At 76.4% G+C, this 21,135-nt stretch carries 16 protein-coding genes; all 16 read right to left on the reverse strand.

Annotated elements, in window-relative coordinates; all coding sequences use genetic code 11:
* Nucleotides 1-316: 316 nt before the first annotated feature.
* Nucleotides 317-1,090 (reverse strand): zinc ribbon domain-containing protein, encoded by a 774-nt coding sequence (locus tag ABT247_RS19990; protein WP_350744144.1) that lies wholly within the window; start codon nucleotides 1,088-1,090, stop codon nucleotides 317-319.
* A 729-nt stretch (nucleotides 1,091-1,819) separates the two neighbouring features.
* Nucleotides 1,820-2,383, reverse strand: coding sequence for a phage tail protein (locus tag ABT247_RS19995; RefSeq protein WP_350744145.1), 564 nt, complete (start codon nucleotides 2,381-2,383; stop codon nucleotides 1,820-1,822).
* Nucleotides 2,380-4,344: a putative baseplate assembly protein gene (locus ABT247_RS20000; RefSeq protein WP_350744146.1), complete on the reverse strand. Its 1,965-nt coding sequence runs from the start codon at nucleotides 4,342-4,344 to the stop codon at nucleotides 2,380-2,382. Before ABT247_RS20000 ends, ABT247_RS19995 begins: the two co-directional genes overlap by 4 nt.
* On the reverse strand, nucleotides 4,344-4,766 hold the full coding sequence (locus ABT247_RS20005; protein WP_350744147.1) for a GPW/gp25 family protein: 423 nt from the start codon (nucleotides 4,764-4,766) through the stop codon (nucleotides 4,344-4,346). The genes ABT247_RS20000 and ABT247_RS20005 overlap by 1 nt, the downstream gene beginning before the upstream one ends.
* A complete protein-coding gene (locus ABT247_RS20010) occupies nucleotides 4,763-5,074 on the reverse strand; it encodes a PAAR domain-containing protein (protein WP_350744148.1) in 312 nt (103 codons plus the stop codon). The genes ABT247_RS20005 and ABT247_RS20010 overlap by 4 nt, the downstream gene beginning before the upstream one ends.
* 64 nt (nucleotides 5,075-5,138) lie before the next feature.
* Nucleotides 5,139-6,917, reverse strand: coding sequence for a VgrG-related protein (locus tag ABT247_RS20015; RefSeq protein ID WP_350744149.1), 1,779 nt, complete (start codon nucleotides 6,915-6,917; stop codon nucleotides 5,139-5,141).
* The gene (locus tag ABT247_RS20020) at nucleotides 6,914-7,636 is read right to left on the reverse strand and encodes a CIS tube protein (protein ID WP_350744150.1); all 723 of its coding nucleotides are present in this window, start codon (nucleotides 7,634-7,636) and stop codon (nucleotides 6,914-6,916) included. Before ABT247_RS20020 ends, ABT247_RS20015 begins: the two co-directional genes overlap by 4 nt.
* A 112-nt stretch (nucleotides 7,637-7,748) precedes the next feature.
* A complete protein-coding gene (locus tag ABT247_RS20025) occupies nucleotides 7,749-8,174 on the reverse strand; it encodes a phage tail protein (protein ID WP_350744151.1) in 426 nt (141 codons plus the stop codon).
* Nucleotides 8,175-8,278: 104 nt separating this feature from the next.
* Nucleotides 8,279-8,647, reverse strand: coding sequence for a hypothetical protein (locus tag ABT247_RS20030; RefSeq protein WP_350744152.1), 369 nt, complete (start codon nucleotides 8,645-8,647; stop codon nucleotides 8,279-8,281).
* A gap of 3,319 nt (nucleotides 8,648-11,966) precedes the next feature.
* A complete protein-coding gene (locus tag ABT247_RS20035) occupies nucleotides 11,967-12,125 on the reverse strand; it encodes a DUF6760 family protein (protein ID WP_181970396.1) in 159 nt (52 codons plus the stop codon).
* A complete protein-coding gene (locus tag ABT247_RS20040) occupies nucleotides 12,122-12,607 on the reverse strand; it encodes a hypothetical protein (protein ID WP_350744153.1) in 486 nt (161 codons plus the stop codon). The genes ABT247_RS20035 and ABT247_RS20040 overlap by 4 nt, the downstream gene beginning before the upstream one ends.
* Nucleotides 12,604-13,044, reverse strand: coding sequence for a phage tail protein (locus ABT247_RS20045; RefSeq protein ID WP_030290301.1), 441 nt, complete (start codon nucleotides 13,042-13,044; stop codon nucleotides 12,604-12,606). Before ABT247_RS20045 ends, ABT247_RS20040 begins: the two co-directional genes overlap by 4 nt.
* Nucleotides 13,045-13,092: 48 nt before the next feature.
* Nucleotides 13,093-14,637 carry a phage tail sheath family protein gene (locus ABT247_RS20050; RefSeq protein ID WP_350744154.1) on the reverse strand — a complete coding sequence of 515 codons (1,545 nt, stop codon included), beginning with the start codon at nucleotides 14,635-14,637 and terminating at the stop codon, nucleotides 13,093-13,095.
* 197 nt (nucleotides 14,638-14,834) lie between these two features.
* Nucleotides 14,835-17,105, reverse strand: coding sequence for an ATP-binding protein (locus ABT247_RS20055; RefSeq protein WP_350744155.1), 2,271 nt, complete (start codon nucleotides 17,103-17,105; stop codon nucleotides 14,835-14,837).
* Nucleotides 17,102-17,812: a Pvc16 family protein gene (locus ABT247_RS20060; protein ID WP_350744156.1), complete on the reverse strand. Its 711-nt coding sequence runs from the start codon at nucleotides 17,810-17,812 to the stop codon at nucleotides 17,102-17,104. Before ABT247_RS20060 ends, ABT247_RS20055 begins: the two co-directional genes overlap by 4 nt.
* Nucleotides 17,809-21,069 carry a hypothetical protein gene (locus ABT247_RS20065; RefSeq protein WP_350744157.1) on the reverse strand — a complete coding sequence of 1,087 codons (3,261 nt, stop codon included), beginning with the start codon at nucleotides 21,067-21,069 and terminating at the stop codon, nucleotides 17,809-17,811. The genes ABT247_RS20060 and ABT247_RS20065 overlap by 4 nt, the downstream gene beginning before the upstream one ends.
* Nucleotides 21,070-21,135 lie beyond the last annotated feature (66 nt).

The raw sequence follows: 21,135 nt of genomic DNA on the forward strand, positions 1-21,135 counted from the left end.
CGCTTCCCTCATCCAACTCGCTGGTGTCTTCCGGGGTTTGACGCCCCGTCCGACGTTTCAAACTCTAGCCGATCCCCGCTCCGAAAAGCGAATCGGCCGCAATCCGATAAAACGAGCACGCCGAATAAGCACCGAGCCGCACCGCGCACAGCGAAACGACCGGCACGAACCGGAAGTGTGTTCAGAGGATTGGCCGCTCCGGGACCGTCCGCGCCGATGCGTGTCCGGTGCTCCCTGCCGAGCGACTAAGGAACAGTACTCCTCCTCCGTGCCCGAGGACAAATGCCCTCGGGCACGGCCATGACGTGGGCTGCCGTCAGGTCCGCTTGAAGAACTCCACCTCGGCCAGGGCGATCGCACGGCCGGGGCCCGTCCCGGCCGCCTCGCGGACGGTCAGCTTCACCTGGACGACGTCGCTGATCCCGGTCGCCACGGTCTGCGGGCCCGGCTGGTCGTTGAGCGTGATCTGTTGCCGGTGCACCTTCCCGTCCGAGGCCGTGACTTCCAGGGCGAGGACCAGGGGGCGGCCCTGCTGCTGGTAGTGCTGGGGGTCGGCGGAGTCGCCCGTGTGGATGATCAGGTCCACCAACCGGAACGGCGTGCGGAAGCCGAAGGTGACCGAGTCCCCGATCGCGGGTGCGCCCCAGTAGGTGTTGCTGAGGCCGTCGTCGGCCGCCGTCGCCGGATGGCCCTCGACCGCCGCGCTCGCCGTGACCGCGGCGGGGGTGATCGCCGCGGTGCTGCCGAGCTTGTCCAGCACGTCCTGGTAGGCGTCCTTCCCGAGCGGGTAGAGCAGGATCCCGGCGATCACCAGGGCGACCAGGACGAGCAGCGCGATGGTGCGGCGCAGCGCGTTGCCCGAGCCGCCGATGCGCACCCGGCGGCGGAACGGCCAACGGGTGCGCCACCACGGCAGCTCGGCCACGGGTGCGGTGACGGTCAGCGGTGCGGCGCAGCGCCGGCAGAACTTCCGCCCGGGCAGGTTGGGCGTGCCGCACCGGGGGCACGGCGGCCCCTCCTGGGTCTCCTCGGCCACGGTTTCCCGCACGACGGGGCGCGGGGCGACGGGTTTGGCCGGCTGCACGGCCACCGGGTCGGTCCGGGGTTCGGGGACGGCGGACGGTTCGGGGACCGGCGCCGGTCGCCGCGCCGGGACGGGAACCGGCCCGGGCGCCGCCTTGGGAGCAGAAGGCGCGGCCGGTCCCGAAGCGTCAGCCGGTCCGGAAGCGTCGGCCGGTCCCGAGGAAACGGCCGGCGCGGCGGTCGGGGCCGGCCGCACCCGGGAGGAGGTCGACGCCGGGGGCTCGACGGCCGGCGCGTCCGGCGGCTCCTGGGCGGCCGGGGTGAGCGGTGCGCCCTCCGGAACGGGTGGCTGCTCCTTCCTGGCCGCCCGCGTCACCCGTCGCGACACGGTTCGCCACGTTGAGCCGGTGCGCGCCGTGTCGTGCGCGGGAGGCTCGGCGGGCGCGGCGGGCTCCGACTGTCCGGACGCAGGGGCAGCGGCGGAGGCAGGCGCAGCCTCAGGCCCGGTCGCGGCCGCCGGCCGCGCCCCCTCCGCCGGTGCCGGAGCCGGAGCCGGTACCGGCGGCGGTCCCGGCACCGACCCCGGCCCCGCCCCCGACCCGGGCGCAGACGCAGACGCAGACGCCGGACCCTCCGCCGGCGTCGCCGCCGCCCCCGGCGCCGGAGTCGCCGACGCAGACCCGGCACCCCCAGCCGGGGCGGCGGGGCGCGACCAGCCGAGGTACGCGCCGCAGTTGCCGCAGAAGTCGTCGTCCTCCCCGTTGGCCGTTCCGCAGTCGGGGCACACCCGCATTCGTCAGTCCTCCGCTCGCCCGGGTGGGCCGGGCAGGATCTCCACCCGGCAGGTCAGGTGGACCGGGCAGCCCGCCGTGACGACGGACAGCACCTGGTCCTCGTCCAGCTCCGCGCCGTGCAGGGGCCAGACCCGGATCAGCACCTCGCCGCTCGAAGCCGGCAGCGGCGCCGCGCCGGGAGCGGTGGACCAGGAGACGCCACCGCCGTCGATGATCTCGGCGCCGGCGTCCAGCACCAGCCGCAGGCGCTCGACGAGCCCGCGCCGGGTGCCGCGCCACCGGTGCAGCTCGACCGCGCGGCCGACGACCGTGCGGCGCACCTCCTCCGGCCAGGCCGGGTCGACTTCCACCGCGACCCAGGACGCCAGCCAGTCGAGGAAGTCCGCCGGTGCGAGGCGCGGCCGGAAGTACGCGGGCAGGCTGTCGAGGGTGGCGAAGACCGGGGCGAGGACGGTGTCCAGGCCGGCCGTGAAGCGCTGGGCGAAGTCGTCGTCGGCGAAGAGGGCCGGGAGCAGTTCGCCGATCGGGTGCGGGCTCGGCAGGCCCGGGACGGCCGCGCGGCTCATGCCCCCGCCTCCCCGCCCTCGGCCGCGGTGACCACGACCTGGTGCTGGTGGGAGAAGACCAGGGCGTCCGGCGGGACGTCGACCCGCTCGGCGGGCGCGCCCCGGCGCCCGGTGATCGGGTCCGCCGGGAACAGTCGCAGCTCCTCGACGCCCGCGACGGCGGCGACCCGCTGGAGCACGGCGAACACCTCCCCGTACTGCACCGCCCGGCCGAACGGCCAGCCCCGCCCGTCGGCGCCGCCGCGCAGGGGGTTGAGGTACCGGTACAGCTCGGCGAGCACCGTCTCGCGGACCCGGTCGGGGTCGGCGGCGCGGGTGGTGAGCCGGGCGACCACCGTGACGCCCTGGTAGGCGGGGGGCTGGACGAGGATCCGGGTGCCGATCAGCCGCCGTTCGTCGAGGGCGGTCGCGACGGCGGCCAACACCTCCTCGTCGGGGATGAGTTGCTCGAACCGCAGCCGGTCGCCGTCGTCCGCGACCGCGTCGGGGACGACCAGCACCCGAACCGTGCCGGCCTCCCCGCCGGTCTGCGGCACGCAGTTGATCCGGGCCGCGGACGGCGCGGCCTGCCGGGCGATCAGCTCGAAGTCTCCGGCGGTGACGGCGCGTTCCTGCAGCCGCAGCTGGTGCGGGGCGCGCAGCTTGGCGTTCTCCACGGTCTCGCCGTCGACCCCGCCGCGGGCGGCCTCGCGGTTGTCCACCCGGGCGACGTACGGGACGGAGCTGCGCAGCACGGTGATCGTGCCACGGGCGACGTTGCCCGCGCTGCCGCCGCCGGTGCGGTAGTGCGGCACGCGCAGCTGGGCGCCCTTGGGCGGCACCGCGCCGAAGGCCCGCAGGCTGCCGTCGGGTTCGCGCACGGCCGGCGGGAAGAGGAACTCGCCGTTGGTGGCGTCGAGGACCACGTGCCGGTCGCTCGGCGCGGAGTCGCCGAAGTGCTCGACGACCGTCCACCGTTCCCAGCCCTCACCGGCCGCGACCTCGACCGCCGGGGCTCCGCCGTCGAGCAGGACCGGCGGGCGGGCGAGCCGGAAGCTCTGGCCCGCGACGCCCTCCGAGGTGCCGAGCGGCGCGTCGGTGACGGTCTGGGCGTGGACGACGGTCGCGGTGCCGCCGGCCGTGAACACCTCGGCCCGGCGGATGGTCGGGGACTCGGAGTAGAACGGCTGGCCCGGCTGCGGTTCGGTGACGCGGCAGCGCAGCCAGCCGGCCCGGCGGCCGGCGACCACCGAGGCGGTGTGCCCGGCGGGCACGAACACCACCACCTCGCCGGGCCGGTTGAGGCCGCCGGTGGTGTCGGTGCCGGTCTCGCAGGTGATCCAGCGCGCACCGTCCCACACCTCCCAGGCCAGCGGAGGCTGGCGCGGGTCGACGCCGACGCCCTCCACCCGGCTGTCCAGTCGGACGACGAGGATGCAGCGGGGGGTGACGGCCGGCAGGGCGAGGAGCATGGCGTCGCCGGCCACCGGGCGCGGCTGGAAGCACGGCACGTCGGCGCCGTCGGCGAGCCGGGCGGTGCGGTCGGACTGTTCGCCGGAGGCGGAGACGGTGACCAGCCGCTCCAGCGAGCTGGGGACGATCGGGAGGTCCTCGACGGTGGCGAAGACCACCGCCTCGTCGGTCTCGGTCCGCAGCGTGGAGACCTCGGTGCCGGCCCGCAGCAGGACGGTGTCGGGCTGCGGGGCCGAGAGCCAGAAGTCGACCTCGGCCCGGGCCGCGGCGGGCGGGAACAGCCGGACGCCCAGCAGGTCGAGGAAGGCCGCGTAGTTCTTCTCCGGCACCCGGTTGAGCCGGTAGAGCAGTTGGTCCACCAGGTAGGCGAAGGTCTCGATGAGGGTGACGCCGGGGTCGGAGACGTTGTGGTCGGTCCACTCGGGGGCGCGCTGCTGGACGTACCTCTTGGCCTCGTCGACGAGTTGCTGGAACCGGCGGTCGTCCAGGTTCGGGGAGGGCAGCGCCATCAGTTCGCGCTCCCGTCCAGCGCGGCCGGGGACTCCGGGATGGTGTAGAAGGGGAAGACCAGGTTGCGGCGGTCGTTGGTGGCCCGCACGGTGTAGTGGACGTCGATGTAGAGGGTGCCCTCGTCGACGCTGTCGTAGGCGATCACCACGTCGTCGACCTCGATCCTCGGCTCCCAGCGTTCCAGCGAGATCCGCACCTCGCGCGCGATCCGCCCCGCGGTGGTGCTGTCGCCGGGGGCGAAGACGTAGTCGTGGATGCCGCAGCCGAACTCCGGGCGCATCGGGCGCTCGCCGGGGGCGGTGCCGAGGATCAGCCGGATGGCCTCCGCCAGCTCCCGGTCCCGGTCCACCATGCCGATGCCGCCGGTGGCGTTGACCCGCAGCGGGAACGCCCAGCCGCGGCCGATGAAGTTCCCGGTCACACCGCACCTCCGATCAGCACGTCGAACGCGCCGGCGACGATGGTGGCGCCGCAGGTCGTCCTGTCCCCCATGCGGGCCGCGGGGAGGCCACCGATCAGGACCACTCCCCCGGCCGCCGTGCCGGGCGAGGGCAGGACCAGGTTGGCGGGGCCGAGTTCCACGTGCGGGACGCAGGCGTGCACGCTGCCGACCACCGCGGCGGGGCGGCCGCCGATCAGGACGGTCGCCACCTTGACGGCGCCCGGCGGCGGGGTGGTCAGGGCGCCGCCGTGATCGGTCATGTCGCCGGTCCGGGCTGCGGGGGGCATCTGCGGTCTCCGTTTCGATGGTGGTGTGGTCTGCTGCCGGGTCGGTCCCTCGACCGGCGTCGCGTCAGTTGATGCGCACGAAGGCTCCCTTGAGCACCGCCTCGGCTCCGCCGTCGACGGTGACCGCCGTGGTGCCCCGGACGGTCACCGAGCCTCCGCGCACGTTCACCTCGCCGGTGCCCGCGTCCAGAGTGATGCCGGTGGAGGACAGCCGCACCGTGCTCCCGGGCCCGCCGCGCAGGCCGTGCACGGTCAGGACGATCTCGCCGTTCTGCTGGTCGAGTTCGACCTCCAGCTTGCCGTCCCCGCTCGCCAGCCGGACGCCGGACCTGCCGCCCGGCACGTCCAGCAGTTCCAGGCGGTGGCCCGAACGGGAGACCACCGAGCGGCGGTTGACCTTGCCGGAGGCCGCGTCGACCAGCGGCACGTCGTGCGGCGAGGGGCGGTCGACGCCGTTGTAGAGGCCGCCCAGCACGTAGGGGCTGTCCAGGTCGCCCTGTTCGAAGCCGACCAGCACCTCGTCGTTGACCTCGGGGCTGACCACGCCGCCACCGCCGTTGCCGCCCCACTGCACGGTGCGCACCCAGTCGGAGACGTACGTGTCGTCCAGCCAGGGGAACTTCAGCTTCACCCAGCCGCGCTGCCCGCTGCCCGGCTCCCGGACGTCGGTGACCACGGCGACGGCCAGCCCCGGCATCCGCGGCCCGCGCGGCGGTGCGCCGGCGCCGGTGACCAGCCCGGCCAGCGAGCGGTCGGGGGCCGCGCTGACCACCACGGTGGTGCGGTAGCCGCGGAACGGCTCGAGCAGGTGCCGGACGGCGGTGGCGGTGTAGCGGCCGGAGAAGGCGGCGCCGACGTTCCCGAGGGCGACGGCGGTGCCCGCCCGCAGCCGCGGGTTGCCCTCGACGACCGCCTCCAGTTCGCCGAATCCGGCGGCCACCGAGGCGGCCAGCGACCGCGCGACCGCGGAGGTCTCCGCCTGGGTGCGGTACGGGGTGTCGGCGACGGTCAGCCGGGCCCGGCCGGGGAAGGCGGAGGTCACCGCCGAGGGGCTCATCCCCGGCTGCACGGTGGGCGAGGTCACCGACGGCTCGGTGGCGACCAGGGCGCTCTTGGTGGTCACGTTCCAGCCGCGCGCCTCGACCGTGTCCGCGCCGCCCGCGCCGGTCAGCACCCCGCGCAGCTCCAGCAGGTTGCGGCCGTACTCCAGCACCAGCGGGCTCTGCGGCGCGGGTGTGGAGGGGGCCGGTGCGCCGGAGGCGGGTTCGGGCCGGACGAACTCCAGCCGCCCGTCGTCGTCCACCCGCACCTGGGCGCCGCTCTCCTGCGCGAGGAACTGGAGGAAGTCCCAGTCCGGGACGTTCGCCTGGGACAGCTGCTGGTGGACGACCGGGAAGGAGTCGACCCGGCCGCAGGCCAGGCCGGCGCCGGCGGCGACCGCGCGGACGATGTCGGCGGTGGTCATGTTGCGGAAGGCCTTCACCCGGCGCCCGCGCATCAGCCGGTGGGTGACCGCCGAGGCCCGCACCACGGTGTACGAGCCGGTGGTGTCCACCTCCAGCTCCAGCGCCGTCACCTCGCCGGTGAACAGCCGCACCCGGGTGTTGCCCTGCACGGTGACCACGGACACCGTCAGCCGGGTGCCGATGGTGATGCCGGTCGCGGAGAGGAAGGTGTGGTCGGCGTCCCGGAAGGACAGCACCGCGGTGTCGGGCAGGCCGACGCTCTCCTCGATGTCGCAGGACACCAGCTGGGTCACCCAGATCGGCGGCAGCGGGCCCGGCGCCTCGACGACGGGATCCGCGGCGAACGGCCGGCCGCCCCGGGCCTCGGGGGTGGTCATCGGCGGCCGCCGTGGGTGAGTTCGTCGATGCTCGGCACGATCAGCTCCGCGCCGGGCACCAGCTTCAGCGGGTCGTCGATGTCGTTGGCCTCCGCGATGGTGCGCCAGGCCGTGGCGTCCCCGTACGCGCGCCAGGCGAGCAGCGGCAGGCTGTCGCCGGCGATCACCCGGTGGGTGCTGCGGGCCTCCGGGGAGCCGGAGGTCGGGTTCTGGCCCGCCGGGTCGACGCTGGCCTCGTCGATGGAGAGCGAGCAGACCGCCCGCAACGGCTTGCCGTCCACGTCGAAGAGCGAGTAGGTGACCGACAGGCCGGTCAGCACCCCGTTGAACGACGTCGTCTTCAGGGTGCCCCAGTCCAGCCGGATCCAGGGGCTGGCCGGCGTCTTGCGCGCCAGGCTGGCCGGGGTGGGCACGCAGGCCGTCATCAGCTGCTCCACGGCCCGCTCCACCGAGTTGTCGTGGGTCGCGGTCGAGTCCAGGAACACGTCGAGGGAGAGCGAGCGCGGGCCGCTGCCGACGAATTCGGGCAACGCGGACTCGCCCGCCATCCGGGACGGCGTGCGCCGCCACTCGGTGGTCTTGCGCAGCACCAGGGACGCCGGGTTGAACTGGAGGCGGAGCTGGGCGAGCACGCCGCCGGGCTGGGCGCCGACCGTCGACGGGGGCTCCATGATGGTCAGTTGGGCCCGGGTGACGCTGGCGGGGACCGCTGCGGGCATCCTGGTGCTCCTTGCGTGGGTGGGGCGGCCGGTGAGGCGGGCGGACTCGGTGCGGGACGGGTGCGGGGCGTGGCGGGTGCGGGGCGGGCTCGGTGCGCGGCGTGGCGCCGGGTCAGGCCGGGCGCAGACCCGCGTGGGCGATCTCCAGGGTCTCCACCGCCGGTTGGGAGCTCGAGGGGTCGAAGGACGGCCCCTCCCAGCGCACCGGGACGATGCCGAGCACCTGCCAGCCGATGATCCGGCTCAGGTCGGGGCGCAGCGCCACGATCTCACCGTCCTTCGGTTCGACCTTCCGGACGATCTCGGACAGCCAGCGCGTGATCTTGGCGCTGTCCGCGGTGACGGCGCGGGTCAGCGTGATGTTCGTCCAGGTGATGCGGCCCGGCAGCTGCCAGGAGAAGCCGTTGTTGCCGCCCTCGGCGTACTGCTCGATCTCGACCTGGGCGCCGAGCCCGGAGCAGGTGGTGAACTCGCCCAGGTCGTTCCCGCCGATGCTCAGGCTGAAGAAGACGCTGCTGGCGAAGATGTTGTCGGTCATCGGTCCCGCTTCCTGCTTCCGGTCACGTCGCTGCGGCCCGCTGTCGGCCGTCCGTCTGGTCCACGGTCTTCCGTCCGCGCCGTGGTGCGCGTTTCCGGTCTCGCTCAGCGGCGCATGTCGTACGGTTTGCCGCTGCGCTCGCGGCCCCTGCGCAACTCGGTGCGCAGCAGCCGGCCGACCGGTTCGACCAGCCGCCGGGCCAGTTCGTCGAGGTCGGCGGGGTCGGCGGGCGGCTCGGCGGGCGGTCCGCCGGGGGCCTTCCCGGGAGTCGAGGCGGCTCGGGACGGCGCGGCGGGCTGGGACGACGGGGCGAGTTGCACCGTGGTGGGGGTGCGCGCCGGCACGGCGGTCAGCGGGATGCCGGTCAGGCCCGCCTGTTCGGCCACCCGCTGCAGCAGCCGCGCCGTGCCGGGCGGCTGGGTCGCGGGCGGGGCCGTGGTGGCGGCGGACCCGAGCGGCAGGGCCCGTGCCACGACGGGTGCGGAGGCGCTGAGGGGCTGCCGCGGTGCCGGTGCCCGGCCGGTGACCGCGGGGGCCGCGGCGCCGGGAGAGTGCGCCGGGGACGGCTGCGCGGACGGTTGGGGGGACAGCTGCGGGCCCGACTGCGGCAGCCGGGACGGCGCGGGCAGGCGCTGGACCGCCGGAGCCTGCACGGGCCTGAGCCGCACGACCGGCGGCCGCTGGGCGACCGGTGCGGCGGCCGGCGAACCGGCGGCGGCGCCCGGGCGCCCTGCGGGCATCGGCGCGGCAGCACTCTGCGACGCCGGACGGCCCGTGCCCGCCGGTCCGGACTGCGCGGAGCCCAGGCGCGGTGACACGGGGGCGGCGGCCGTGGCGGCACCCGGGCGCACTGCGGATGCCGGCACGGCGGCCCCCTGCGGCAGCCCCGGGGCGCCCGCCCTCGGGGCCGACCCGCGGGCGCGACCGGGCCGTGCGCGCGGCGGGTCCGCGGGTGCGGCTGCGTCGCGGGCGGTGCCGGGGGTCGCCGGGCCCGCCTGGGCGGGCGCGTGACCGGCTGCCGGCCGGCCGCCCGCCCGTTCCGGGGTGCGCCGGGAGAACGCGCGCTGCACGGCGGCCACGACCCCGCGCGGGGCCTCGGCGCCGGCGGTGCGGCCCGGTGCCGCGGCCGGGCCCGGGGTCCGCGGCTGCGTCGACGTCGCGGGCGAGCCCTGCGGGTTGGCGGTCATGCCACCGTCTCCGCCGTCCGGCGAGCGCCGCGCGTGCGAACGCGGGCGCGGTCGGGGTGGGGCGCTCGGGGTCGCGGTCGGCTCGGCCGCCGGTGCGGCTGTCGGCTCGCCGCCCGTGCGGGCGGCGAGCGAATGCGCCCAGACGGCCGGGACCACGGGCCTGGCGGGCGCCGTGGGCGTGCCGACGGGCGTGCCGGCGCCGATGGCGGGCGGCGCCGTCGAGCCGGCGAGGGCGAACGGCATCCGCCGCTCGCCGAGCAATCCGCGCCGCCGGCCGGTGAGTTGCCCGGCCCGTTGCACGCCCAGGCCGCCGGACGCCGGGCGGGCGGGAACCGTCGGCCGGACGGTCGGTGGAACCGTCGCGGGAGCCGCCTGGCCAGCGCCCGTTCCCGGCGGGGCGGCGACCGGGCCGGCGGCAGCGGGGCCACCGGGCGGGGCCGCGGGGACCGTCGGCTGCCCAGCCGCCCGGGAGCGCCGCCGCGGGCTGCCGCCGGGCGTGGGCGCGCCGGGAGTGGTCGCCGTTCCCGGCGGGAGGTTCGTGAAGGCGGCGCGGCCGGCCGCCGGTGCGCTGGTGCCGTGCTCCCCGCCGGAGGGCGCGGACCGGCCGCGGGCGGTGGGGGCGGTCGGAGCTGCCGATCGGCCGGCACGGGCAGCCGGCGGCGCGGCGGGCGCCGCAGCGGCGGTCGGATCCGTGGCGCCGTCACCGGGGCGCAGGGCGGCGCGCTGCACGGGCAGGCCCTCCCCGGCGGCTGGGGAGGCAGTGGTGGCGGCAGCGGGAGCGGCTTCGGCGGCGGCCGCCGGAGCCGTGCTCCGCCGGACCGGTCGGCCCGCTCCGAGCAGGGGCGCGGTGCTACCGGCCACGGCCGCTGTCGGCGGCAGCGCATCGAGCGGCGCCCCCAGGCCCGTCCGCGTGCGCGCGGGCGCCGGGTCGGGCTGAACGGGCAGGTCACGCCCGGGGGCGGGCGCGGCGGGTGGGTGCGGCAGGGCAGGCGTGGGCGTGGGCGCGGACGGCGCGTCGGCGCCCCCGGACGGCGCGCGCTGCACCGATGCCCCGTCAACCGGCTCCCGGGCACCGCCGGACGGCGGCTGACCGCCCCGTCCGGCACCGGTACGGGCGCGGCGAACCGGAGCGGCGGCGGCACGGCCCGCGCCGGCGGACGGCCGGGCGGTGCCGTCGGTACCGCTCGCCCGGGCAGCGGCGGAGGATGAGCCGGTGGACCCGGCGTCGGCGGACACCACGGGCATCACCGGAGCGCCCGAGGCGGCAGCCGCCGGCCGGGGGCCGGTGGAGGCCAGGGGTGAGGCGCTCGAGGGCAGCGTGGTCAGGGGCTCGCCGAGGACCGGGCGGCGGGTGGGCGTGCCGGTGCCCGCCGCGGTGGCGCGCTGGACCACGGGTTCGCCCTGCGCGGCCCGCCCTGGCGCGGCGGTGGCGGCCGCACCCGGCGGCGTGCCGACGACATCGGCCTCGCCGCTCTCGGACGGGCGGGTGCGGTCGGCGGGCGCTGCTGCCGGCGGCACGGACGGCGGCAGCACGGCCGCAGCACGGTTCGACGGCTCGGCCGCGCTCCCCTGGGCGGCGCTACCCGCGGCGGCGGTCCGCCCGGGAACGGCCGCCACCGGGCGCACGGACAGGGCCCGGGGGCGCCGGGCCACGGTCAGCGGTGCGCCGACGGGCCGCGGCCGCACCGCGCGAGGTGACGGGCCCGCCGCGCCGCTGCGCGGGGAGGCGTCGGCCGCATCGGCCGTCGGCGCGGCGCTCCGGGCCGCTCGCTCCGGCGCCGTACGGGCCGTCGGTGCGGCCGGGCCGGCTGCACCACCGGGCCGGGCAGCAGCACGCTGGGGAGCACCGGGCGCGGCAACGCCGGTCCCAGGAGCAGTGGTTCGGGCGTCACGTGGCCCGGCCCCGGCGGGCGTCCGCCCGTCCGGCGCCGGGGCGGCGGAGGTGGTCGCACCGCCGCCGGAACCCTCGCGCGCGAGGTCCCGGCCGGCCCCGCCCCCGCGCGTCGCGGGCGCCGTGCGCGGACCGGAGCGCACCGGGAGGCGCCGCAACCGTACGGAGCGCTGGACCGGTCGGGCCTGCCGGGGGCCGGGAGCCCCCGACCGGCCGTGCTCCGACGGCTGTTCCGCCCCGGGCTCCACCGGGGCGGCGGGCACGACGAGTTCGTCCCCGCCCGTGCGGACGGGAGCCGGGGAGCCCGGCCTGGCCACTGCCCGCAGGATGCCCGCCGGGGCGGTCGGAAGGACCGCGTGGCCGAGCGGGCCGCAGAACGAAGGGTCCTGCCAGGAGGCCAGCCGGGAGCGGAACGCCAGGCCGTCGCTGACGCCGGGCGCGGCCGCGGCCAGGGTCGGGACGAGCGGGCGCACCGCGCGCCACCCTCCGTCCGCCGCCGGGCGCCGCTGGACGGCCCCGACGGCCCCGACGGCCCCGACGGCGCCACCGGTGCCTCCGGTGCCGACACCGTCCGTCGCGCCGCTGGGCACCCCGGCGGACGGGCCGCCGGACAGGCCGGCCGACGCGCCGTCCGAGCGGCCGCCCGGGGCGCCGGAGGACGCGCCGCCCTCGCCGCCCCTGCGGCGGCCGATCCAGTCCCGAACCCCCACCGGTTCACCCGCCTTCGCTGATGCGGGTGTTGAGCCGCGCGATCTCGCGCACCCACTGCCCGCGTTCGCGGTGGGTGAGGTCGAGGATGTCCTCCCGCTGCCAGTGGAAGTGGTAGGCGATGTACGCGATCTCCTCGTACAGCCGAGCAGGCGCGTACGTCACGATTCCCCCAGGCGCCCACCGGCGAGGTCGACCTCGAAGGCGCCGTCGCAGTGCGGGCAGGTCACCGCGGCGCGCGTGTGGCCCTCGCTGTTGATCCGCTGGTAGAGGTCCTGGAGGAACGCCACGTCGGTGGCGTACATCCGCTCCACCACCCCGGCGTGCACGTCGGTGATGTCGCCCAGCCTGGTGATGACGTGGCTGAGCAGCACCACGCTGAGGTACGCGGGGTTCTCCTTGACCCGCAGGTCGATCTGCGGCATCAGCTCGTCGCGAGCGGTGGCCAGGCGCATGGTGCCGTGCCGGTGCACGGTCCCCTCGTCGTCGACGTAGCCGAGCGGCAGCTCGAACTCGAACTCGGTGTGCGGGGCCCGTCCCCGGGGCCCGGACGGGCCCGTCTGCCCCGGGGCCGGCTGCTGCGGTGCGGGGTCCTGCGGGGCCGGGGCCCCCTCCAGCAGCTCGTCGAGGCCGATCCGTCGCCTCACTCTACGCTGATCTCCTCGAACACGATGGTCACGGTCTCCGTCGCGGCACTGGACTCGCCCGCGCTGAGCGTGGGGCCCTCCCAGCGGCTGGCCCAGGCGTTGGTCAGCTGGATGCGCCGCAGGGTGGCACCGGTGGTGTCCTTGACCTCGATGGTGAGGTTCTGCCGCGCGGTGTTGATGGCCCCGTTGTTGAGGGTTTCCTTGATCCAGTCCGTGAACGCGCCGCTCTTGTCGAGGCCGCGGGTGATCGTCACCTCGCCGGGCAGCCGGGCACCGGGCTGCTTGCGGACGATCAGCTTGCCCTCCTGGGTCACCTGCTTGTACTCGACGACGTCCTGTTCGACCGTCAGGTTGCTGATCTCCTTGACGGACTCGACGTTGTAGCCGCCGAGCTGGACGCCGAATATGTGTGTGGAGAGCGGATCGCCTTCAGCCATGGCTGGTTGTCACCTTCCGATGCGATGGGTTTGCCGACCTGACGGCGGTCACTCGTTGACGAGGCTCGTGCTGTCGGAGAACTGGGACAGCCGGAAGACCACGAACTCCGCGGGCTTGACCGGCGCGACCCCGATCTCGCAGATCACCTGGCCGAGGTCGATGGACTCCGGCGGGTTGTTGTCGCGGTCGCACTTGACGTAGAAGGCCTCGGCCGCGGTCTGGCCGAACAGCGCCCCGCGCCGCCACTCCTCGGTGAGGAACGCGGTGATGTTCCGGCGGATGCTGGACCACAGCCGGTCGTCGTTGGGCTCGAAGACGACCCACTGGGTCCCCAGGAGGATGGACTCCTCCAGGTAGTTGAAGAGCCGGCGCACGTTCAGGTAGCGCCAGGCCGGGTCGGAGGAGAGGGTGCGCGCGCCCCAGATCCGGATGCCGCGCCCGGGGAACGCCCGCACGCAGTTGACGCCGATCGGGTTCAGCAGGTCCTGCTCGCCCTTGCTGAGGCGGAGTTCCAGGTCCACCGCGCCGCGGATGACCTCGTTGGCCGGCGCCTTGTGCACACCGCGCTCGGCGTCGCTGCGCGCCCAGACCCCGGCGACGTGGCCGCTCGGCGGGACCAGCACGTTGCGGCCGCTCGCCGGGTCGAAGACCTTGATCCACGGGTAGTAGAGCGCGGCGTAGCGGGAGTCGAAGCCCGCCTCCTCGTTGCGCCAGGTACGCATCCGCTGGGCGTTCAGGCCGGGCGGCGGGTCGAGCACGGCGATCCGGTCGCCCATCTGCTCGCAGTGCGACATCACCGCCAGCTGGACGGTCCGCAGGCCCTCGTCGTCGATGTCGCCGCGCTGGTAGGCGCTCATCAGGTCGGGCACCGCGACCATGGTGATCTCGTCGATCGCCTCGAGGCCGGAGAAGCCGGTCCGGGCCGCGGCGTCGCCGACGTACTCCGCCGGGTCCAGCCGGGTGCCGGGGGCGGTGGCCGGGACGGGCGCGGGGGCGGCGGCGAGGCCGTGGGTCGCGCGCTCGGGGCGGCTCGGGGCGGTGCCGGGCTGCTCGGCGACGGCGATCAGCTTGGACTCGCGCAGCTGGGTGACGACGTAGCCCTTGGTGTTCCTGCGGGTCGAGACGTCGTACGTCTCCACGACCTCGCTGCCGCGGCGGACCAGCACCCGGAAGCGGTCGTCGGGGACGTTGTCGCCCTCGACGTCGGCGATCTCGACGGACACGTCGCCGCCGGCGCCGGGCAGGGCCGAGTACAGGAAGCCCGCGATCGCGACGGGCGGGGCCGCGCTGACGGCCGGGGCGGGGGTGCCCGAGGCGGCCTGGCGGGCCGGGTCGCCGACCCGCACGACGTAGGCGGAGCCGCCGCCGTTGGCGAAGAAGCCGTAGACCGAGTGCGCCAGGTAGGTGCCCTCGGTGAACCCGCCGAAGCGCTGGACGTACTGGTCCCAGTTGGTCACCAGCGTGGGCTCGTGGAAGGGGCCGGTCTCGGCGAAGCCGACGAAGGCGGCGACGGCCGTGCCGACGCCCTCGATCGGCCGGGCACCGGACTGGACCTCCTCCACGTACACGCCCGGGGTGAGGTACGACGGCATTCGCGCTCCTTCGGGTGGCCGGTCATTCGCCGATCATTCGCCCACGAGTCTGCTGCCCCGGCACCGTCCGGGGACATGTCCCGAGGGCCCCGACCGGGGGCAGGAACGACTGCCCCGGCGGGCAGCGTGACTGGTCCGCGCAGCCGGAGGCGCCCCGGGCCGCCGGACGGCCGGGCACCTCCGGCCCGCCGGGCGGGTCAGGCGTGCCCGGCGTCCGCGAGGACGCCCAGCCACGGGCCGAACTCGCTCTCCAGCACCAGCCGGCCGAGCTTGCGGTACTCCCCGACCACCGCGGCGACCAGTTGCGCCATGCCCAGCGGGGCACCCGTCCCGGCGGCCAGGTACGCCGCAGAGACCGCGCAGGCCCGGATGGAACCGCCGGCGAGTTCGAACCGCCGGGCGCAGAAGTCCAGGTCGAGGTCGTCCCCGCGGGGCAGCCGCGGCCCCAGGCAGCGGTCCCACAGCAGGCGCCGCTGCGCCTCGTCCGGCAGCGGGAACTCCGCGATGACGTCCAGCCGCCGGGTGAACGCCTCGTCGAGGTTGGCGCGCAGATTGGACGTCAGCACGGCGATGCCCTCGAAGGACTCCATCCGCTGGAGCAGGTAGGCCGTCTCCACGTTGGCGTGGCGGTCCTGGGCGTCCTTGACCTGCGAGCGCTTGCCGAACAGCGCGTCCGCCTCGTCGAACAGCAGGATGCCGTTGACCTGCGCGGCCTCGGTGAAGATGCGTTCGAGGTTCTTCTCGGTCTCGCCGACGTACTTGTCCACCACGGTGGACAGGTCCACCACGTACAGCTCCATGCCGAGCTCCGCGGCGACCACCTCGGCCGACATGGTCTTGCCGGTGCCCGACTCCCCCGCGAACAGCGCGATCACGCCGTTCCCCCGGCCGCCGCCCGGCCGCATCCGCCACTGCCCGAGCACCTGGTCGCGGTGCCGGGCCCGCAGCACCAGCTCGCGCAGCCGGGCCGCGGTCGGGTCGGGCAGCACCAGGTCGGCCCAGCCGACCGCCGGCTCGATCCGCCGGGCCAGCCGGGCGAGGCCGGCCGCGTTCTGCGCCCGCACCGCGGCCCGCAGGTCCCCGGCCTGCACCGGGCGCTGCTCGGCGGCGGCCGTCCTGGCGGCCACGGAGGCGGCCCGCTCCAGCTTCTCCCGGTCCACCCGGTAGGCGGCCACGGCATCGGCCAGTCCCTCGGCCAGTTCTGCGCTCAGCGGCGTCCCGGCGGCGGCCAGCGCGCGCGACCACAGCTCGGTCCGGTCCCCCGCGTCGGGCGCCGGGGCGGTGACCACCACGGGGCTCTGCCGCGCCCAGGCCGGGTCCCACACCTGCGGGCCGTACACGATCAGCGGGACACCGGCGAGTTCCGCGCACAGGTCGCGCAGCAGCCCGGCGCGCTCGGGCCGGTCGGCCCGGTCGGGTTCGAGCCGGTCCAGCGGTCCGAGCACCACACCGCCGCCGCCCAGCCGGGCCTCGCGGGCCAGCACCCGCAGGGTGCCGCCCGGCGGGCGGGCGGCCAGCGCGGCCGCGTCGACCACCAGGGGCGGTCGGCCGTCGGCCGCGAGGGCGGCCGCCGCCAGCGGGCCGGCGTGCCCGCCGCGGTCCAGCAGGTAGACGAGCCCGCCGTCCGCCGCGGCCGCGCGCAGCCGCTCGACGGACTCCGCGGCCGCTGCCGGCACGCGGCCCGGAGCCGCTCGGCGGGCCAGTCCGGCGAGTGCGTCGTCCGGCGCGTCGTCGCCGAGCAGATGGGCCGTCACCCGGTCGGGTACCCGCAGGGTGCGGGAGAGCAGCGGGCGTTCCGGTTCGGTGACCTCCAGGAGGCCGCCGGCGACCAGCGGAGCCTGTCCGGCGAACCGGAAGCGGCCGGCGCCCGCGCCCTGCAGGCCGCACAGTTCGAGAGCCAGGGCGACGGTCGCCCGGCGCCTGGTCAGGTCGTCGTTGAGGTAGCCGTAGAACTGTTCGAAGCGGTGGTCGAGGTCGGGGGCCATGGCCACCAGCAGCAGGTCGACGTCCACCGGGAGCAGCCCGAAGGCGGCGGCGAGCCGCGCGAGCCGGGAGCCGGGCGGTGGCGTGGAGCCGTCGGCGGCGCCGAGGGGGCTCGCCTCGCCGGTGTGCGCGGTGACACCGGCGTGCGCGGTGAGACCGGCGTGCGCGGCGAGACCGGTGTGGAGGGTGCGACCGCCGTCACCGGCCGCGGTGGCGCCCAGGCCCGCCGCGGCGGAGGCCGCCAGGATCCGCTCGACCGCCTCGGGCCCGAGGTACTGGCCGCGGTACGGGTCGTCCGGGTCCGGGTCGTCGGCCCGGCGCTCGCGCACCGCGGTGCGGACGCGTTGCTCGACGCGGTGCAGCCGTTCCCAGAGGTGGTCGAGGCCCGCCGGGAGCCCGTTCGCGGCGCCCGCCGACGGTCCGGAGGCCGAGCGGGAGGAGGTGGCGGAGGCGGCCGGTGCGTCCGGTTCGAGGTCCACGCTCATCGCGCCCTGCCCCGCGGTCGACGGCCCGGCGGCAGCCCGCGCTCCCGGGGCGCGGCGAAGCCGTCCGGCCCCGGGTCCGTGCCGCCCTGGTAGCGCAGTCGGCGGCCCGGGCCGTCGGCGGGCGCCGTGCCGTCCCGGGTGGCGTCCTCGGCGCGCAGCACCAGCCCCTCGGTGACCGGCGGGCCCGCCGGGGTGAGCCCGCCGGGCAGCGGGGCGAGCACCCTCAGGTCGATCGAGGGCCGCAGTTCCCCGCCGAGCGCCGACCAGACGTCGGACACCGACGGCAGGCCCGTGTCGCGCCCCGCGATGTCGAGTTCGACGGTGAGTCCGAGCTCGGCGAGCGTCCCGGTGAGCATCCGGGCGGGCAGCGCCTCCACGGCGGTCACGCACTGCAACACCTCGGCCAGCAGGCGGTGTTCGTCCTGCGGCCGGTTGGTCCAGACGGTGACCAGGTAGCCCAGCTCGAACCAGCGCGGGGCGGCGCGGTGGCCCACCACCATGCCGTCGGCGTCGTACGCGGCGATGACGCCCGTCTGCCGACGGCCCGTCTCCTCGCGGATGCCGTACAGGAAGACGCTGACCGTCGGCGCGGTGCGCCGGGCCGCGAGGTCCCGGGTGGGCGCGTCGAACACGACCTCGATCCCGCGCTCGGGCAGTCCGGTCTCGGCGAGCAGCAGCCGCAGCGCCTCGTCGACCTCGTGGATCACCGTCGCTCCACCTCCCCCGGCGGGCCGATGCTGCCCTCGACCACCAGGAAGGGCGTGGTGACCGGGGAGAACCCGGGGCCGTCGGCGGTGATGGTGCGGGGGCCGGTCTCGTCCTTGGGCAGGATCAGCAGCTGGCCCGCGAAGGTCCCGTCGGCGCGCGGGTAGGTGGGGGCCGCGGCGGCGGTGATGCCGGGCTGCCAGGTGAACCGCACCGGCGCGCCGGGCGGGAAGTCGGTGCCGCGGACGGAGGTCACGAAGCCGGGCTTGCCGATCGGCGGCACGGCGACGATGCGCGGCTGGAGGATGCGCAGCGGGGTGCTCGCCCGGTGCGGGCCCGGGACGGCGTCGGTGCCGGTCGTCGTCAGCTCGGCGCTGATGGTGGTCTCGGTGGCCGCCACGGGCGCCAGCACCACCCGGACCACCTGGCTGCCGCCCGGGCCGAGGTCGGCCAGAGCGCAGCTGCCGCCCCGGCAGCCCGGCGGCAGCGCCTCGGTGGGCATTCCGGCGGGCAGGCCGAGGGTCAGGCGCAGCCCGGTGGCGAGGGCCCGCCCGGTGTTGCGCACGGTGTAGCTGACGGTCACCCGGCCGCCGACGTAGCCCGGGTTGGGCTGGGCGTCGACGGACACGGCGGGTCCGGCGAGTGGCGGCGGGGCCGGTGCCGGCCCGGGCGTGACGGCCGGGGAGGCGGGCGGCGCGGGGGCGGGTGTCACGGTGGGGCTCGGTGCGGGTGTCGGGGTGGGTGTCGGCGTGGCCGTGGGTGTCGGTGTGGCGGAGGGCGAGGCGGTCGGCGAGGGGGTGGCCGGGTCCTGCACCGGCAGGAGGGTCTCGGCGAAGTCGTCCCCGGGGTTGGGGTCGACGACCGTGCCGGTGACGCTCCAGCCGAAGGGCTGGGTGCCGCTGCGGGTGCCGATCAGCCGGGCGGTCACCCGGACGGCGGTTCCCGGTGCCAGCGTGCCGAGTTCGCAGCGCATCGCCGCGGCGTCGCACTGCCCGACGGGCGTGGTCAGGCCGCCGAGCCGGGCGCCGGTCGGCACGGAGACGGTGAGGACGGTGCCGGGTGCGGGCGCGGGGCCCTTGTTGGTGACGGTGACGGTCACGTCGGTGCCTCCGTCCAGGGGGACGGCGGGTGTCCGGGCGGGGGCGCTCAGCGCGAGGTCGACGGACTGCTGGACGGACGGTTCCTTCTGACGCCCCGGCAGCCGGCGGTCCAGCGGGGTGAAGGTGCCGGCGGCGAGGTCGTAGACGGCCAGCCCCTCCGGCGAGTCGGGCGGCAGGGCCCGGCGGGAGGTGAGCACCAGCTGGGCGCCGTTCGCCGTCCAGGCGACGTCGCGGGGCTGGAACGGGCCGGTCTCGGAGGTGTCCGGCAGCGGCTGGGTGCAGGCGCCCTTGCGTCCGCGCAGCCCGGCGGGCAGCACCACCGAGCAGTCGGTGCCGGTGGGCGAGGTGACCACCACGCCGTCCTGGCGGTTGTTGCCGCCGTCGCCGGCCTTGCGGTTGAAGGCGATCCGCTTGGCATCGGGCGAGAACGCCGGGCTGTCGTCGATGACGTTGCAGCTGCCCGGGCAGGCGGCCCGGCTCAGGTCGTTCTGCCGGGTGAGGTCGTCGGCGGCCACCGTCCAGATGTGCACGTTGCCGGCGTTGCCGTTGATCACGGCGGTCCTGGAGAAGGCGATCAGCCTGCCGTCCGGGGACCAGGAGGGTTCGCCGTCGGAGGCCCCGGTCTGGCCGGCCGGCGGGGCGACGGTGCCGACGATCGCTCCCGTGGCCACCTCGGCGACGAGGAGGCGTCCCGGGCGCGCCGGGGCCCGGTCGGTGCCCGGGGCGCTGCGGCTGAACACCATCAGCCGGCCGTCCGGCGAGAGGGCGGGGTCGGTGTCCCGGTCGAGCGGGCCGCGCCCGGCCAGGTTCATCGGGCGCGGGTTCGAGCCGTCGGCGTCGGCGAGCCAGATCCGCTCGATCCGGCCGGCCGGCGAGTCCTCGTAGCGGGTGACGACGATCTGCCGGCCGTCCGGCGTGTAGGTCTGCCGTTCGAACCAGGGGTCGTAACCGGGGCGGGGGTGGAAGAGCGGGTCGGCCGCCGGGTCGGGGTTGGTGTTGGTGTCGGCGGCCGGGTCCTCCGTGAGCACGCTGATGCCGAGGTCGCGCGGGTCGGCGCCGTCCGGGCGGACGTCCTGGACGTCGGCGACGTTGGCGGCGGAGGCGCTCGTCTGCTCCACCACGGGGCCGCCGTCGGCCTGGGTGCCCAGCCAGGTCGGGTTCGCGATCAATCGGTTGGTGCTGTACAGCAGTTGGGGGTCGGTGCAGGAGCAGGTCGGCGCCCGGTACAGGTTCACCACCGGCGGCTGGGACGGGTCGGGCTGCTGCCCGGGCGCGGGGGCGTCGGGCCGGTCCGGGCTCAGGAAGAGGACTCCGGTGCCGTCGGCCAGCCAGGAGGCGGAGCCGGTGTGCCAGGTGGAGCCGGTGCCGGGGAAGAACGCCTTGTCGCCGCCGGTGGGAGAGGTGAGCATCAGGGTCCGGCCCTGGTCGCCGCCCTTGTCCCAGGTGTAGACGATCTCGTTGCGGTGCGCGTCGTCGTTCTGCGGGTTCCACGTCGGGTCGACGGCGTTGCCGGTGGTCACGTTGGTGATCCTGACCGGCGCCCCGCCGTCGAACGGCCGCAGGTAGACCTGGGTGTGCGCCGGATCGCCGGTGCACGCGTACGCGACCCAGCGGCCGTCGGGCGAGACCGTCGGGTGCGTCTCGTCGGCCGAGCCGTCGGTGAGGCGGCGCAGCCCGCTGCCGTCCCGGTTGACCACCCACAGCACGTGCTGCCCGGTCGGCTCCAGCGCCTCGAAGACGACGCCCTTGCCGTCCGGGGCCAGCGCGGGGTGGGCGGTGTCCATGCCGGTGGTGAGCTTGCGCACGGCGCCGGCCGCGTCGCGCAGGTAGACCTGCGGCAGCGGGCCGTCCCGCAGGCTGGTGAAGACCAGTTCACCGCCGCGGGCCGACGGGTCCTGGTCGAAGTGGATCGGGCCGGGGCCGAACAGCGGGGTGCTGGACGCCGCTCCGGTCACCCGGCCGAGGCCGCGGTGGTTGGTGCCGGCGAACAGGATCCGCCCGGCGGCCGGGTCGGCCGAGGCGGTCGGCGCCGTGGAGCCGCCCTGCCCTTCGGGGGCGGAGCCCAGGGTCAACACGGCCGCGGCCAGCGCGAGCAGGACCGCGACGGCGGCGCGGGCCGGCCGCCGGACGGGGCGGGGGGTGCCGGTGGCGGCGATCACGCACGACCTCACAGGGTGGCAGGGGCGGACTCCCTGGCAGTCTCACCGGCTCGGGCGCCCGGGAAC

It is taken from the genome of Kitasatospora sp. NPDC001539 (assembly GCF_040298565.1).
In the GTDB taxonomy this organism is placed as follows: domain Bacteria; phylum Actinomycetota; class Actinomycetes; order Streptomycetales; family Streptomycetaceae; genus Kitasatospora.

Excerpts from the sequence above, each read along its gene's own strand:
- ABT247_RS20050 (WP_350744154.1), bottom strand. The coding sequence starts at position 14,637 with ATGCCGTCGTACCTCACCCCGGGCGTGTACGTGGAGGAGGTCCAGTCC.
- ABT247_RS20025 (WP_350744151.1), bottom strand. The coding sequence starts at position 8,174 with ATGACCGACAACATCTTCGCCAGCAGCGTCTTCTTCAGCCTGAGCATC.
- ABT247_RS20020 (WP_350744150.1), bottom strand. The coding sequence starts at position 7,636 with ATGCCCGCAGCGGTCCCCGCCAGCGTCACCCGGGCCCAACTGACCATC.
- ABT247_RS20015 (WP_350744149.1), bottom strand. The coding sequence starts at position 6,917 with ATGACCACCCCCGAGGCCCGGGGCGGCCGGCCGTTCGCCGCGGATCCC.
- ABT247_RS20045 (WP_030290301.1), bottom strand. The coding sequence starts at position 13,044 with ATGGCTGAAGGCGATCCGCTCTCCACACACATATTCGGCGTCCAGCTC.
- ABT247_RS20010 (WP_350744148.1), bottom strand. The coding sequence starts at position 5,074 with ATGCCCCCCGCAGCCCGGACCGGCGACATGACCGATCACGGCGGCGCC.
- ABT247_RS19995 (WP_350744145.1), bottom strand. The coding sequence starts at position 2,383 with ATGAGCCGCGCGGCCGTCCCGGGCCTGCCGAGCCCGCACCCGATCGGC.
- ABT247_RS20055 (WP_350744155.1), bottom strand. The coding sequence starts at position 17,105 with ATGAGCGTGGACCTCGAACCGGACGCACCGGCCGCCTCCGCCACCTCC.
- ABT247_RS20000 (WP_350744146.1), bottom strand. The coding sequence starts at position 4,344 with ATGGCGCTGCCCTCCCCGAACCTGGACGACCGCCGGTTCCAGCAACTC.